Below are 14932 nucleotides of genomic sequence, written 5' to 3'. Positions count from 1 at the left end.
GCGGCTCAGAGCACGTCGAGCATCGCGCGGTAGTAGGCCGCGTCGCCGGCGCGCTTCTTCAGCACCGTTTCCAGGTATTCCTCCAGCACGACGCGATCCTGCACCGGGTCCTTCACGATCGCGCCGACGAGGTTCGCGCCGAGATCCTCGGCGGACAGCCGGCCGTTGCCGAAGTGGTGGCACTGGCTGAGGCCGCCGACCATCACCGCGATCGCCTCGGCGGTCGACAGGTTGCCGGTGGGGGTCTTCAGCGCGATCTTGCCGTCGAGCGTCTTGCCGTCGCGCAGCTCGCGGAAGATCGCGACCACACGGGCGATCTCCTCGGCGGCATTCGGCGGCACCGGCAATTCCAGGCTCCGGCCCATGTCGGCGACCCGGCGCTGCACGATCGAGACTTCTTCGTCGAGATCGTCCGGCAGCGGCAGCACCACGACGTTGAAGCGGCGCTTCAGCGCGGCCGACAGTTCGTTCACGCCCTTGTCGCGGTTGTTGGCGGTGGCGATGACGTTGAAGCCGCGGCGCGCGTGGACGATGTCGTCGAGTTCGGGGATCGGCATCATCCGCTCGGACAGCACGGTGATCAGCGTGTCCTGCACTTCAGAACCCATGCGCGTGAGTTCCTCCATCCGGCACAGCGTGCCCGCTTCCATCGCCCGGAACAGCGGCGTCGGCACCAGCGCGTCGCGCGACGGGCCGTGGGCCAGCAGCTGCGCGTAGTTCCAGCCGTAGCGGACCTGGTTCTCGTCGGTGCCTGCGGTGCACTGGATGACGCGGGTGGAGTCGCCGGAGATCGCCGCGGCGAGGTGTTCCGACACCCATGATTTCGCGGTGCCGGGCACGCCCAGCAGCAGCAGTGCGCGATCGGTGGCGAGCGTCGCCACCGCGGATTCGATCAGGCGCCGCTTGCCGACGTACTTCGGCGAGATCGGCGTGCCGTCGGTCGCGGTGCCGCCCATCAGGTAGGTCACCACCGCCTGCGGCGAAAGCTGCCAGTGATGCGGGCGCGGGCGGGTATCGCCGGCGCGCAGCGCCGCCAGTTCGGCGGCGTAGGTCTGTTCCGCAGTCGAACGTTGCTGGTCGGTCATGGGGAGGCCTCTTTGGCGGAAATCGATGCAGGGGCGGCCGCCGGCGGCGACTGCACGTTGAGCCACAGCGCGTCGAGCGCGGGATCGCCGGGATGCACGCCGGCGGCGGCGAGCGTGCGCCACAGGTCTTCGGCGGCGGCATGTGGCAGCAGCGCGGCCAGCGCGACGGTCTCGCGGGCGAAGCCGTCCTGTGCACCGCCGCCGTCGGCGAGGTGGCGCTGCAGCGCGTTCTCGTAGGCGGCCCAGCGCGGGCCGCGACGCAGCAGACGCAGGTCGATGCCGTCGATCGGCCCGAGCACCAGCGTCTGCAGCGCGGCGTAGTCGTCGAACGGACCGGCCTGCGCCAGTTGTTCGCGGATCACGTCGGCGCGCACCGCGGGCGACAGCCGGGCGACGATCGCTTCGATGCCCGCGTTCACGTCCGCGATCAGCGGCAAGGCCAGCGCGCCGGACAGCACACGGCGCAGCAGTGCGAGCGCGACGCCGTCGGAGGCGGTATGCGCGGCGCACTCGAACACGGCGCCGTCGTCCTCGTCGCCCGCGGTCCAGGCCTCGGCCAGCGCCTCGGGCGCGAGTTCGAGCAGCGCGCACAGGTCCGACCAGCCGAGCTGGGCGAGCCGCGCGCGACGCGCGGCATGCTGCGGGCGGGTCTTCAGCGGCGTCAGCGCGACCTTCGTGCGGCGCTGGATCAGGCCGGTGCGCCCGACCTCGAACCAGCCGCGGACCTCGGTCGCCTCGGCGTCCCCCAGCGGCACGCGTTCGCCCAGCCGCGCGCGCAGTCGCGCCGCGGCCTGACGCACTTTCTCGGAACGGTCGGTGGACAGGCTCGCGAGCAGTGGCAGATCGTCCGGCCCCAGCCCGATCGCCAGCGTCTCCACCAGCGGCAGGCGCTGTTCGGCCAGCAGCCCGGCAAGGCCCGCGGCCAGCCGTTCGCGGGCGACATCGGGCGCCGTGGCACGCGTCTGCGCGAGCCAGCGGCGGCGATCCGACGGCCACCACGTGTCCCAGTCGTCGGCATCCGTCGCGGACGCGGCGCGCGGCGCGCGCTGGGCGGCTTCCCAGGCACGCCACGCATCGTAGGCCGTGGGCAGGTCGTCGTGGTCGGGCCCCGGTCGCCAGTCGAACGGATGCGCCATGCGTCCGCGCGTCGCGAGCATCGCCAGCACACCGGCCAGCGCCTGCGCCGACTGCGTGCCGCGCAGGCGGCGGAACCGCAGGCGCAGCGGATCGGGCAGCAGCACCAGCGTCGGCACCGGCAGCGGAACGCCCGGCTGCGCCGAGGCCGGCAACACCGGCCGCAGCAGGAACTGCCGCGCCTGCGTCGCCAATGCGAGCAGGCCGGCTTCGTCGTCGGCGTCGATCGCATCGCGCCAGGCCACGGGCATGTCGTCCGCGGCGGGCGCGTCACCGCCGACCAGCCAGCGCGCGGCCAGTCGATCCAGTGCGGCGGGCAACGTGGCGTCAGTCATCGGGCCAGGCGCTCCCCAGCGCGGTATCGAGTTTCAGCAGCGAGGCCTGGAACCCGTTCCACAGCGCGACCGCGCCGTGCAGCGCGGCGCCGCGCCAGAACGCGTCGTCGGCCAGCGGCGCGACGCGCAGCGCGCAGTCCGGCGCCGACCGCCACCACAGTTGGCCCTGCGCATCCTTCAGTAACTGCCCCGGCCCGAGCAGCAGCGGCGTCTGCACGGCCCATGGCACGCGGGCAAGATGCTCGCGGTGCGCCGCCAGCGGATCGGCAGGCGGGGTTGCCTGCAACGATGCGGTGTCGATCGGCCCGGCGTCGTTCTGGCCATCGCTGACGACCGCGCGCAGCGGATAACGACCCGGATAGAACGTGAGTTCCGCGGCGAAACGCTGTCCCGGCACGAAGGCCGCGGTCCGGCGTCCGGCCGACGCGGGAAAGAAATCGAGCAGCAACGCGAAGCGCGGCGCGGTGCTGCCCAGGTCCAGCAGCCACGTGGCCTGGCTCACGAGCCCGTCGCGCCGGGTCTCGACCCGGTTGCCGACGACCTCCCACGTGCTGCGCACGCGCAGCGCGGACGGATCCGCGAGCACCGCGTCGCGCGTCGGCGCCTGCAACAGGCCGGCGCGGGCATCGGCGTCGTCGGGCGCGGCGGACCACGCCCGCACGAGCAGCGTCCACTGGCCGAATTCGAACAACGCCGCATCGGCGCGGCCTTCCCGCGGCAACGCCAGCAGTCGCGACGGCAGTTCATCGACGCGCGAAGCGAGGATCGCGGCTTTGGCATCGTTCAGTCGCGCGGCGATCCTGCGGCAGCGCGCGGCGGCATCGTCGACGAAGGCCACTGCACCGGCACGCAACTGGTCATGCACCCACTGGCGCAGATCCTCGAGCCCTGCGCGCACCGCCTCGTCGGACTGCTGCCGGCGGCGTTCGGCGGCCTTCGCGCGCTTCTCCGCCTCCTCGGCGGAAGGCGGCGCCTCGGGCGCCTCCGATGTCGCCGCGGCGCGGGCGGCATCGAGGTCCTTCGCCGGGCCGTCGGCGGACGCCCCGGCGGCCGCGCGGCCACCGCCGCGCTTGCGGCGCCCGAGCCATTCCTGCACCCAGACCGGCGGTTCGTCGGCGCCGAACTGTTCCGCCGTCTCCGCGAACTTCCACATCAGCGCCAGCGCATGCTTGCACGGGAACTTGCGCGACGGGCACGTGCATTTGTAGCCGTGGTCGGCGACATCCGCGACCACGAGATAGGGATTGGCGCCGGAGCCCTGGCATTCGCCCCAGATCACGTCGAACGCGTCGTTGCGCGCCACGCGGCCCCAATGCTTCGGCGCGAGCAGTTTCCCCGCCGAAGCCAGCACGCTCTGTTCCGGCGCAAGCGCCTGCACTACCGCCAGCGTCAACGCCACACGATCTCCGGCGCAATCCCGCGCATCGCGAAGGGTGACGTCCGGCCCGGCTTCATGCGTCGATCGTGTTCCTCGGAAGACGGCCGAAGCATAAGGGAATCCGATGTCGGCGGGAATCGCGCCGGCGACGGCTCAGCGCAGCATCACCCGTACCCGTCGCGCGCCCGGCGGGATTCGCAACGCGCCGTCCCGCCAGATGACGATGCGGCCGTCGATCGTCGTCCGCCCCGGCTGCGCGTCGGCCAGCGGCCACGGCAGCACGGCGCCGCCGGACGGCAGGCGCGTGTCGGCGGACACCGTCAGTTCCAGCGCGTCGGGCGTGCGCCGCAGCGTGTAGCCCAGCATGCCCTGCGGCGTGCGCAGGCCGTCGATGGCAATGCCCTCGCCGTCCAGCCAGCGCGCGGGAATGCCGGCCGCCAGCACCAGCGCGTCGTCGTCCTCGCGACCGTAGGCGAACAGATCCAGCGCCGACCGCACGAAATCCGACGCCACCCACGCATGCGGAAGATCGCCGAGGAAGAACGGTCTGCGCGGCGTGCGCGTCACGACCTCACCCCACTGGTTCCATGCCTGCGGCGCGCGGTCGGCGAAGAAGAAGCGCACCGCCTCCCATGCGCGATCGCGCCAGCCCAGGCGCACGAACGCGCCGACGTTGCGCCATTCGTACGGCGTGTAGTCCTTCCATTCGCGCTGGCCGTCGCGGCGCTGCGCGAACTCGCGCCAGTAGCGCTCGAACGTGCCGTGCAGCAGGTCCTGCGGCAATCGCGCCTGTTCGCCGCCGGGCGCCAGCGCGATCGTGGTCGAGGTCGGGTCGAAATCGCCGAGTTCCGCTGCGCCGGGGAGATAGTCGATGCCGTGCTTCGCGGTTGCCAGCCGCAGCGAAGCATGGAGATCAGCGGCGAAGCGATCGCGCGCCGACATCATGCGCGCCGCATCGGCGGTCTCGCCCAGCCGTTGCGCGATCCACACCGCGTCCTTGTAGCCGCGCAGCGCCCAGAAGTCGTCCCAGTACGAATGCATCGGCTTGGCCGAATAACCCTCGTGGCTGATCGACACCGGCATCAGCCCATGGAACGCCGCGTCGCGAGCGCGGTTCTCCTCGGTGCGCTCGCTCGCGCTCAGCGTTTCCATGTAGTCGAACGCGGCGTGCACGTGCGGCCACATCCGGCGCAGGAACGCGTCGTCGCCGGTATGGCGCGCGTATTCGGCGATGGCGAAGATCAGTTCGCCGTGACTGTCGTTCTCCGGCACCGGATCGCTGCCGCGATCATCGACGCAGCACGGCACCTTGCCGTTGTCGAACTGGTACGGCGCGTACCATTCGAGATAATCGCGCACCGCATCGGCCCGCCCCATGCGCAGCAACGCTTCCGAGATCATCGCGCCGTCGCGGATCCAGCTGCGCGCGTACGAGCGCGTGCCCGGCTGCAGCCGCGGCCCCACGCGCGAGATCAACTGGTGCGCCAACGCGGTGCGCAGGGTATCGACCAGCGGCTGCCCTTCCACCGGCACGGTGAAACGCACCACGCCGAGCTTCGCCCGCCACGCACCGGCGACGATGCGCTCGCGCTGTTCGGCGGTGCGGGTGTTGCCCTCGCAGAATGGTGCGATTCCGAACGGAACGACCACGCTGATCTCGCGCGATTCGCCCGGCGCGAGGCGCCAGCGGTACAGCAACGCACCGGACGCAAGTCCCGTGGCGTCGTCGACACGACGCGCGGCCGGCGTGTCGCCGCTCGCCAGATGCGCGCTCGCCATGCCGGCATCGAACGCGGTCGCGAACACGGCATCGGGTGCACGTCCTGGATACACGCGCGGCTTGCCGTCGACCTGCACGATGCCGTCCTCGCCGATCGCCAGCGACGCGATCCGGCTGACACCACCCGTCGTGTTGAGGAACTGGCCGGGCGGATTGACCTGGAACGGCTGCACTGCCAGCGCCAGCGTGTAGTCGTGCGGCATCGACGACGGATTCGACAGCACGTAGCGGGCGACGATCTGCGTGCGTTCGCCCGTCGTGTCGCGATCGACGAACGCGGTCGTGCGCAGCGACGCCGCTTCGTGCGTCCAGCCGACGCTCGGGATCGGCAGGTAGCCGTCCGCCAGCGACTGCGCGGTCGCGACATCGGCCCAAGTGAGCAGCGTGTCGTCGACGCGCACGAACGGTTCGAGACTGAAGCCGCCCTTCGCGACCTCGATCGCACCGTCCTCGCCGATCAGACCCTGCTCATGGCCGCCGTCGACGCCGAGGATCGTCCAGTACGGCTGTTCGCCACTGAAGCCGCGCGGGAAACGGCCGCGCGGCGGGTCCTGCGCCACCGAAGCGACGAACGCATTCGGCGTCGTCGCGAAGGCCAGCAGCTGGACCGATGCCTGCACAAGGCCCGCGCCGTTATCGCGACTCTCGATCGCGACGTAGCGCGCTTCGGATTCGGGCGTCGCGATCCAGTCGCGGCCGCCGTCGCTGCCGGACACCGTGCGCAGCGTGCGCCAGGCCTTGCCGTCGTCGGACGCGAGCACGGCGTAGTCGGCCGGCCGATCCGTCCAGTCCAGCCGCAGGCCGCCGAATTCGGTCGACTGGCCGAGATCCAGGGTGATGCGCTGCGTCCCCTTGCCGCCCGTCCATGCCGTCGCGTCGTCGCCGTCGATCGCCTTCGCCGCCTCGCGATCATGCGCCGTCGCGCGCGCGGAGATGATTCTCGGCGCAACGACGTCCGCGGGCAGCACGGTGAAGCGCAGGTCGTCGAAGCACACCGTGCCCTTGCCGCCGGTACTGTTGTTGAGGGTGAATTCGAGCTTCGCACTGGCACGCAGCACGGGATCGCGGCCCGGGCCCCAGGCCTTGCCGATCATGCGGCGCTTGTAGCGCACCGCGGTCCAGTCGTGCGGGAATGCGTACTTCGGCCGATTGACCCACCACACGTTGTCGCCACTGGCGTCGATCAGCTTGAACTGCAGATCGTTCGACGGCGAATCACCGCGCAGGCGCAGGTCGAAGCGGTAGTTGTCGGGATACTCCAGCGGCAGGTCGCGCTGCATGCCGACGTAGCCCGACACGCCGTTGAAGTCGTAGTCGAGGCAGAGCGCGCCGGCGTCGGCGCGGATGCTGCCGATGACTTGCGTGGAGGCGATGACGCGCCAAGGCGCCGGATTGGAAAAGTCGTCGAGCAGCCGAGCGCCATCGGCACCGGAAGCGACGATCGGGGAAAGACAAAGCAGCGGCGATGCAATGAGGGGGAGGCATTTCATTTGAATCGACCGCCGCTCTGGAGAGGATCGTTTGATTGCGGATGAATTGGCCCTGCCGAACATTGCAGTGCCGCGCGGGGCGTGCCGTGCCGTCCGTGGCGCAGCGCGACAGGCTGCGGATCGCCCGGCCCGTGCATCCTTGCACGGGCGTTCGCCCGCGCGCGAGGCAGTGCCTCGCAAGCGCGCGGGCTCACCCTTTCACGCTCCCGAGGAGGAGGCCCTGGATGTAGTAGCGCTGGAGGGCGAGGAAGAGCAACAGCACGGGCGTCACGGTCAGCACCGCGCCGGCCATCATCATCTCGACGTCCTGGATGTGTTCGCGCGACAGCGAGGCCAGCGCGACCGGAAGCGTTTGATGGGTCTGGTCGGTGAGCACGATCAGCGGCCACATGAAATCGTTCCAACTGCCCATGAACGTGAAGATCGCCAGCGTCACCAGCACCGGCTTGAGCATCGGCAGCACGATGCGGAAGAAGATCCGCCACTCGCCGGCGCCATCGATGCGCGCGGCCTCCATCAGTTCGTCCGGGATCGAACGCGCGTACTGGCGCACGAGAAAGATGCCGAAGATCGACGCCAGCCCCGGGATCACCACGCCGGCATAGCTGTTCACCAGCCCCATTTCCTTGAGCATCAGGAACAGTGGCAGCATCGTCACCTGCGACGGGATCACCAGCGCCGCCAGCAGCGCCTTGAAGATGCGCTCGCGGCCGGCGAAGCGCAGCTTGGCGAAGGCGTAGCCGGCCATCGCGTTGATCATCAGCGACAGCAGGGTGATCGCCGACGACACCAGTACGCTGTTGCGGAAATAGGCGCCCATGCCGATGCGCTGGAACAGCGCGCGGTAGTTGTCGAGTGTCGGCACGTCGGGCAACAGCGGCGGCGGGAAGCGGCTGGCGCCGCCGGCGGGCATGAACGAGACCGACAGCATCCACAGCAGCGGCGCGAGACTGAGCAGCGTCAGCGCGATCAACGCCGCGTGCACCAGCAGCGCGTGCCCGCGCGAATCGCCAACGGCGCGGACGGCACTCATGCCAGCCCCCGGCGGCGTCCGAGGCGCAACATCAGCGTGGTCACCGCGAAGATGATGAGGAACAGCAGGAACGCGACTGCGGACGCGCGACCGAGGTTCCACCAGCGGAAGCCTTCCTCGAACATGAAGTACAGCACGCTGACCGTGCTCTGCAGCGGATCGCCGCGCGTCATCACGTAGGGTTCGGCGAACATCTGGAAGTAGCCGGCGACGGTGATCACGCCGACCACCATCAGCACCGGACCGAGCATCGGCAACGTGATGTGCAGGAACTGCCGCCAGCGGGTCGCGCCGTCGATGCGCGCGGCTTCGTACAGGTCCTGCGGGATCGCCTGCAACCCCGCGAGGAAGATCACCATGTTGTAGCCGAAGTTCTTCCACACCGCGAGCAGGATGATCGTCGGCATCGCCCAGTGCGGATCGCCCAGCCAATCGACCGGCGCGATGCCCAGATGCCCCAGCCCCCAGTTCACGAGGCCGTAGCTCGTGTGGAACAGATAGCGCCAGATCACCGCGACCGCGACGAGCGTGGTCACCACCGGTGCGAACAGCGCGGTGCGGAAGAACGCGCGAAAGCGCGTGACCGGCGCGTGCAGCAGCAGCGCGGCGCCGAGCGAGGTACCGATCGATAGCGGCACGCCGACCAGCACGAAGTAGAAGGTGTTGCCCAGCGACTTCCAGAACAGCGGCGTCTGCAGCAGGTCGACGTAGTTGTGCAGGCCGACGAAGCGCAGGTTGTTCCAGTCGGCGAGCGCGTAGAGATCGAAATCGCTGAGGCTGAGCAGCAGCGCGGCGAGCACCGGCAGTCCGAAGAAGACCGCGAGCACGATCAATGCCGGTGCCACGAACGTCCAGGCCGCGAGTCGCGCGTTCACTGGGTCGCTCCCGATGTCGCCGCACGCCGCGCTTCGACCCAGCGGCGCTTTTCGAGCAGGCCGTTCACGGTGGCGTCGAGTTCGCGCACGGCCTTGTCGGCGGGTTGCCCGCCGCGCACCACACGCTCGCTCGCGAGCCGCATCTCCTGCACGATGCGCTCCCACTCCAGCACCTTGGGCGTCGGCTTCACGCGTTCGAGTTGGTCGCGGAACGCGGCCGCGTACGGGTCCGCGCGCAGCGTCGCGTCATCCCAGGTGCTGCGCCGCGGCGGCAGGTCGCCGATCTCCGCATGGAAGCGCCGCTGCACATCCGGTCGCGACAGGTATTCGATGAACGCCCACGCCTCGGCCTTGCGCGGCGAATGGCGCGAGATCACGAGACTGGTGCCGCCGGCGATGCCCGCCCCCGGACCGTCGGGTCCCGGCAACGCGGCGGTGCCCCAGGCGCCCTTCAGCGCAGGCGGCTCGCGCAGGCGGAATTCGCGGATGTTCCAGGGGCCGGACACGTAGAACACGAACAGCCCGTTGAAGAATTCGTCCCAGACGTTGGAGATCTGCGTCTCCGACATCGGCGGCGCCCAGCCGTTGCGGAACATGCCGTCGTAGAACGCCAGCGAACGCCGAAAACCCGGGCTGTCGAAATTGCTGCGGCTGCCGCGCAGCAGCGGATCGTCCTGCTGCAGCGAGAACGACAGCAGTTGCTCGAATTCGTTGAGCGGCAGCAGGATGGCGTAGCGGTCGCGACCGCGCAGGCGTTTGATCGCCGCCATCTGCGTCTCCCACTCCGCCCAGGTGCGCGGCGGCGCGGTGAAGCCGGCCTGCGCCAGCAGGTCCTTGCGATAGAAGATCAGCCGCGTGTCGACGTACCACGGAATACCGTACAGCCCGCCGTCGACGACATTGGTGTCCCAGATGCCGGGGAAGTAGTCGGACGCCGTCAACGTCTTCGAGCGATCGACGTACGGCTGCAGCGGTTCCAGCGCATGCAGCTCGGCGAACTCGGGCATCCACGTGTTGCCGAGCTGGAACACGTCCGGCAGCGCCTCCGCGGCGTAGGCGGTCAACAGCTTCTCGTGCGCCGCGGTCCACGCAACCTGCTGGATCTCGACGTGCACGCCCGGATGCTCACGCTCGAACTCGGGGATCAGCGCGCCCACGACCTCGGCCTCGCGGCCCATCGCCCAGAAATGCAGCACGGTGCGATCGTCGCGACGACTGCATCCTGCCGCGACGAGCAACGTGCAGAGCGCCACCAGGCAGGCGATCGCGTGCGGACGCATGCCCTGCCCTAGCGCGACGTCGGTGCGGCGGCCGGGGTGTCCAGCCAGCCACCAGTGAATCCGGCGCGTTCGAGCCCGCGACGGAGGTAGGGATTGCGCTTCATCGTCTCCCAGATCAGGCCGTCGCGCTGGTTTGCGATCATCGCGAGGATCGGTCCCTGGTCGATGCCGAGATGGTCACTGGCGAACCAGCCCTTGCCGGGCACGATGCGTCCGGTCGTCAGCGCAACTTTGTATTCGAAACTCGGATTGAAGGCGTCGATGAACCCGTAGCGACCGTACAGGTCCGCGCCGTAGCGCGCATGCATCGCCTCGGCCGCGGGGATCACGATCTCGGGGGCGAACGGCAGCGACGACAGTGCGGCCGTCGGTGCGAGCGTGCCGTCGTCGAAGCCATCGACGATCGCGGCGCCACGCGCACTGTAGCCGCGGAACTCGCGAGATTGCCCGCGGTAGACCTGATGGGCGTTCAGCGGTCCGTCGCTGGCGGTCAGGCCCCAGACGTCGCCGTCGTAGCCCTTCCAGCCCATGGGATTGGCGATCGCGTACGCGCGCTGCGCCAGCGTCGCGCGCCGGCTGTTCTCGAAGTAGTCGAGGCCTTTGTCGCGCATGAAGGCATCGCGGATGCCGCGATAATCGATCCAGACATGGCTGTACTGGTGCCCGAACAGCGGCGCGAAGCCCAGGTGTGTCTGGCCCTCGAAGGTGCCCCATGTCCGCGGGTATTCGGCGGTCCACGCCTGCCAGGCATCGGGCCGCACCGGATGCGTCGGCGACCCGAGCGCGAGCACGTAGACCAGCATGGCTTCGTTGTAGCCGCGCCAGTCGTGGGTGATGAACCCTTTCTCCGGCGACCAGCCCATGGAAATGGCCGGCGGCCGTGGCTGCATCCAGTCCCACTCGACACGCCGATACAGCGTGTCGGCGAGCGCACGGATCTCGGCTTCGACCGGATCGTCGCGGTCGTAGTAACTCTGCGCGAACAGCACGCCCATCATCATCAGGCCGGTGTCGACGCTCGATAGTTCCACCCAGTTCGCGAAGCGCCGGCCCTCGCGCATGTCGAGGAAGTGGTAGTAGAAGCCGTGGTACGACGCCTTGCCGGTCGCCTCCGGGCCCGACGGCAGGTCGCGCAGGAAGCGCAGCGTCGTACGCGTGCGCTCGGCGGCCTGCGCGCGCGTGATCCAGCCGCGCTCCGCGCCCACCGGATAAGCAGTCAACGCGTAGCCGATCGCGGCGACGCTGGCGAACGGCCGCGCCGGATGGCGATCCGGCGCGAGCCCGGTGTCGGCCGGCGTCGTTTCCCAGAAGTAGTCGAACGTCCGGCGTTCGATATCGTCGAACAGGGGCGGCAGCGGCCGCCCCTTGGAATAAGAAGACGCCGGGACAGGAGCGAGCGCCGTCGGGGGGACGTGACGGCAACCCGGGGCCACGGAGAGAGAAAGGCACACTCCCAGCCCGGCGATGATGCGAAACACCTTGCGAATCAAGACGTGCTCCATCGGAATGCGGTGTCCCGCCCGGCCTCGGGGCCGGGCGGGCGATGCGTCACCAGATCAGGCCCACCGTCATCTTCAGCTCGCGGGTGCGATACGAGGCGCTGTTCGGCTTCCCGAACGTCGGGTTCGCAGAGCCCGGGCCACCCCACCAATCGTCGTAGCCCGTGTAGTTCGTCCAGTTGAACAGGTTGAAGATGTCGGCACGCAGGCGCAGCTTCAGGTCCGTGCCGGTATCCCACTGTTTTTCCGCCGAGATGTCGAAATACTTCTCGCCGAGGGTTCCGCTTGGCTCGTACTGATCGAACCTGCAGTCGTTCCACGACGGCGCGTCGTAGCAATTCACGCCGTAACGCGGCGCCTGGGAGGCCAACGTCAGCTTTGCCGAGAACGTGAAGTCGTCCCACGGCTGGTAGATGCCGGTCATCACCAGACGATGGGGCGAGACGCCGCCGGCCTTCTTCCATCCGAAGCCATCGAGCGTGGGGTAGTCCAGCGCGTAGTGCTCGCCGAACTGGCGATTCTCCTTCGCATCGGTATAGGTGTAGGCGAGCGTGGCGCCCCACCTGGACTCGCGGGTGAAGGGCTTCTCGATGCTGACCAGCAAGGCATTGCTGCGGGTTTCGATGCCGTTCGTGCCGAGGATCAGCGCGCCGTAGCCCGGAACACCCGCACCCCACGGCGCACCCCACGTCGTCCCCGGGGAAAAGAAGGCGCCGCTGGGCAGGCGATTGCCCAGCAAGTAGGCGAAGCCGTCGTGGCTTTCGATCCGAGACAAGGTCACGGACGAAGTCCAGCCCTGCCCCCAGAGATCGAACGCATTGCGCATGCCGATGCTGAACTGGTCGGAATACGGCGTCTTGAGATCGTTGTTGAGCATGTCGATCTCGCGGCCGTTCCCCGACACGGTCGCGAGCGCGCGCAACGTCGCCGGATCGAGGTAGGACGAATTCCAGGCCAAGCAATCGCCCACGCCGACCGTGCAGGGATGCAGCGCCGTATTGAAGTGGAACGTCGTCGTCGGGAAGGTCGCCTTGGTCGTTTCGAGCTGCATCCAGTCGAAGAGATTGCGGTCATAGGAACGACCGGCACCACCGAAGAACACATGCCGCTCATCGCCGTTCAGGTCGTAGGAGAAGCCCACGCGCGGCTGCCACTGCCCCTTGTTGTCGCTGCGATTGTGGCCATTGCTGATGTAATCGTTGATGTCGATGCCGCCGAGCGCGAGCGACTGTGCGTAGGTCTGCGTGCCGTTTCCGCGCGGATCGATTGCATTGAGGGCAGCCACGACGCTGGCCGGCGTGACGTAGTCGGTATAGGCCGGGTTCTTCTCGTAGTCCCAACGCAATCCGAGGTTCAACGTCAGCTTGTCGTTGACATCCCAGTCGTCCTGGAAATAGATGCCGAACTGCTTGTTCTTGCTCGAGACGCTGCCCGCGGCGACACCCGGGATACCGGTGCCGAACTCGACGCGCCACGGCTGGCTGAGGTTGTCGTTGATGTCGTAATAGAACTGCGGGTTGTAGGCGTTCTGCTCGGTCGTCTCCAGCTCGACGGCCTTGTACTTCACGCCCATCTTGAAGGTGTGGGATGCCAGCCCGGTGAATGTCAGGTCATCCTGCAGCGACCAGCCTTTCTGGCCCTTGTTCTGGAAATTCCGACCGCCACCCGCCATCAGGATTTCCTGATTGTCGTTGGGGTTACCCGGGTTGACGCGAGTGAGCACGTAACCGTTCTCGAAACGGAGCGGCTTCGGCGAGAAGAACGAATCCTCGTGCGTGAGATGGGCATCATTGAGCCAGTTGCCCATCGTCAGCTGATAGCGCAGGTCGTATCGGGTCTCGACGTTGCTCTTGTCGGCACCGTGCGCGTAGGTCTCGATCCCGCCCACGCTGGTGACTTCCGACTCGCTGCGCCGGCGCGCGCTGAATTCGAAGTAGTGGTTCTCGCCGATCGCCCAGTCGACCTTCCCGAAGTAGAGATCTTCGTCGAAGGGGACGCTGACGGCACCGACGGCCGACTGGAACTGCGCGGGAAGCGCGGACGCGGGGATGCCGGCACCCGGAACCACCGTGCGCGGGCGATCGAACTCCTTCGATTCGTAGGTCACGAAGAAATGCGCGACGTCGCGGATGATCGGACCACCGAGAGAAACACCGTATTGCTGCTCGCCGCTTTCGGCCTTGTTGTCGTCGCGCTCTTCGAACACGTTCCGCTTGCGCCACGGCGTGCGCGTCATGTCCCAGAAGAAACTGCCGTCGAAATCATTCGTGCCGCTGCGGGTCTGCGCGACGATGGCCGCACTGCTGACCTGGTCGAATTCGGCCTTGTAGTTCTGGGTGATGACCTTGAACTCGCCGACGGCGAGCTGCGGGAAGGGATTGCCGGAAGAAGAATCCTGGCCGGTGACGCCGCCCTGCAGCACGTAATTCTTCTGGCCAACGCCATCGATGAACACGTTGATGTTGTTGGCGCTCTGCGCGCCGCTGCGCAGTTGCGTCTCACCATTGTTGTTCTTGACGAACTGCACGCCCGGCACGATGTCGGCGTACGCCAGGAAATTGCGGGATGCCTGCGGCAGCGCTTCGATCTGTCGATTGCTGACGTAGCTGGCGACTTCCGATGTCTTGGTCTCGGTCAGCACCGTGCCGACGACTTTCACCGTGTCCAGTTCGTTGCCGGCGCCCGACGACTCGCCCGTGACATCGGCGGCATCCAGCGTCACCGTCTCGCCGACGCGCAGGGTGATGTCGCGGCTGGTGGTCTGTCCGCCGGATTCGACGCTGACGCGGTAGGTGCCGGGCGGCAGGCCCGGCAGGGTGTAGCCGCCGCTGCCGGCGGCGGACACGGTGCGCGTGAAACCGGTGGCGGTGTTGGTGGCGGTGACCTTCGCGTCCGCGCCGGCCTGGCCGCGCAGCGTGGCACCCGTGGATTGCGCGAATGCGATCGGGGCGCCGATCAGCAGGCAACTGGTCAGCGCGACGCTCAGCAGCGAGCGCTGGAGCCGACGGGGTGTCTGACGACGTGTTTGGTTCATGACTGCGCC

General features: G+C 68.4%; 9 protein-coding genes. All 9 read right to left on the bottom strand.

From position 1 onward, the window contains the following. Positions 1-5: 5 nt before the first annotated feature. The 9 genes from ACT53R_RS07180 to ACT53R_RS07140 all read right to left on the bottom strand — a co-directional run bounded on the left by ACT53R_RS07180 (position 6) and on the right by ACT53R_RS07140 (position 14923). Positions 6-1085 carry an ATP-binding protein gene (locus ACT53R_RS07180; RefSeq protein ID WP_476171172.1) on the bottom strand — a complete coding sequence of 360 codons (1080 nt, stop codon included), beginning with the start codon at positions 1083-1085 and terminating at the stop codon, positions 6-8. Beyond that, entirely contained in the window at positions 1082-2554 is a 1473-nt protein-coding gene (locus ACT53R_RS07175) for a DUF5691 domain-containing protein (protein ID WP_476171171.1), read from the bottom strand. The genes ACT53R_RS07180 and ACT53R_RS07175 overlap by 4 nt, the downstream gene beginning before the upstream one ends. Next, positions 2547-3953 (bottom strand): SWIM zinc finger family protein, encoded by a 1407-nt coding sequence (locus ACT53R_RS07170; protein ID WP_476171170.1) that lies wholly within the window; start codon positions 3951-3953, stop codon positions 2547-2549. The genes ACT53R_RS07175 and ACT53R_RS07170 overlap by 8 nt, the downstream gene beginning before the upstream one ends. Positions 3954-4085: 132 nt before the next feature. Then, a complete protein-coding gene (locus tag ACT53R_RS07165) occupies positions 4086-7202 on the bottom strand; it encodes a discoidin domain-containing protein (protein ID WP_476171169.1) in 3117 nt (1038 codons plus the stop codon). 190 nt (positions 7203-7392) lie between these two features. Then, positions 7393-8235, bottom strand: a complete 843-nt coding sequence (locus ACT53R_RS07160) for a carbohydrate ABC transporter permease (protein ID WP_476171168.1) — start codon at positions 8233-8235, stop codon at positions 7393-7395. After that, positions 8232-9110 (bottom strand): carbohydrate ABC transporter permease, encoded by an 879-nt coding sequence (locus tag ACT53R_RS07155; protein ID WP_476171167.1) that lies wholly within the window; start codon positions 9108-9110, stop codon positions 8232-8234. The genes ACT53R_RS07160 and ACT53R_RS07155 overlap by 4 nt, the downstream gene beginning before the upstream one ends. Then, entirely contained in the window at positions 9107-10390 is a 1284-nt protein-coding gene (locus ACT53R_RS07150; protein ID WP_476171166.1) for a sugar ABC transporter substrate-binding protein, read from the bottom strand. Before ACT53R_RS07150 ends, ACT53R_RS07155 begins: the two co-directional genes overlap by 4 nt. 8 nt (positions 10391-10398) lie before the next feature. Further along, complete coding sequence (locus tag ACT53R_RS07145) at positions 10399-11892, bottom strand: glucoamylase family protein (protein ID WP_476171165.1); 1494 nt, start codon at positions 11890-11892, stop codon at positions 10399-10401. 46 nt (positions 11893-11938) lie between these two features. After that, on the bottom strand, positions 11939-14923 hold the full coding sequence (locus ACT53R_RS07140) for a TonB-dependent receptor (protein WP_476171164.1): 2985 nt from the start codon (positions 14921-14923) through the stop codon (positions 11939-11941). Positions 14924-14932 lie beyond the last annotated feature (9 nt).

The sequence above is a fragment of the Lysobacter sp. DMC104 genome (assembly GCF_056313665.1).
This window is presented reverse-complemented; position numbering and strand designations above follow the sequence as displayed.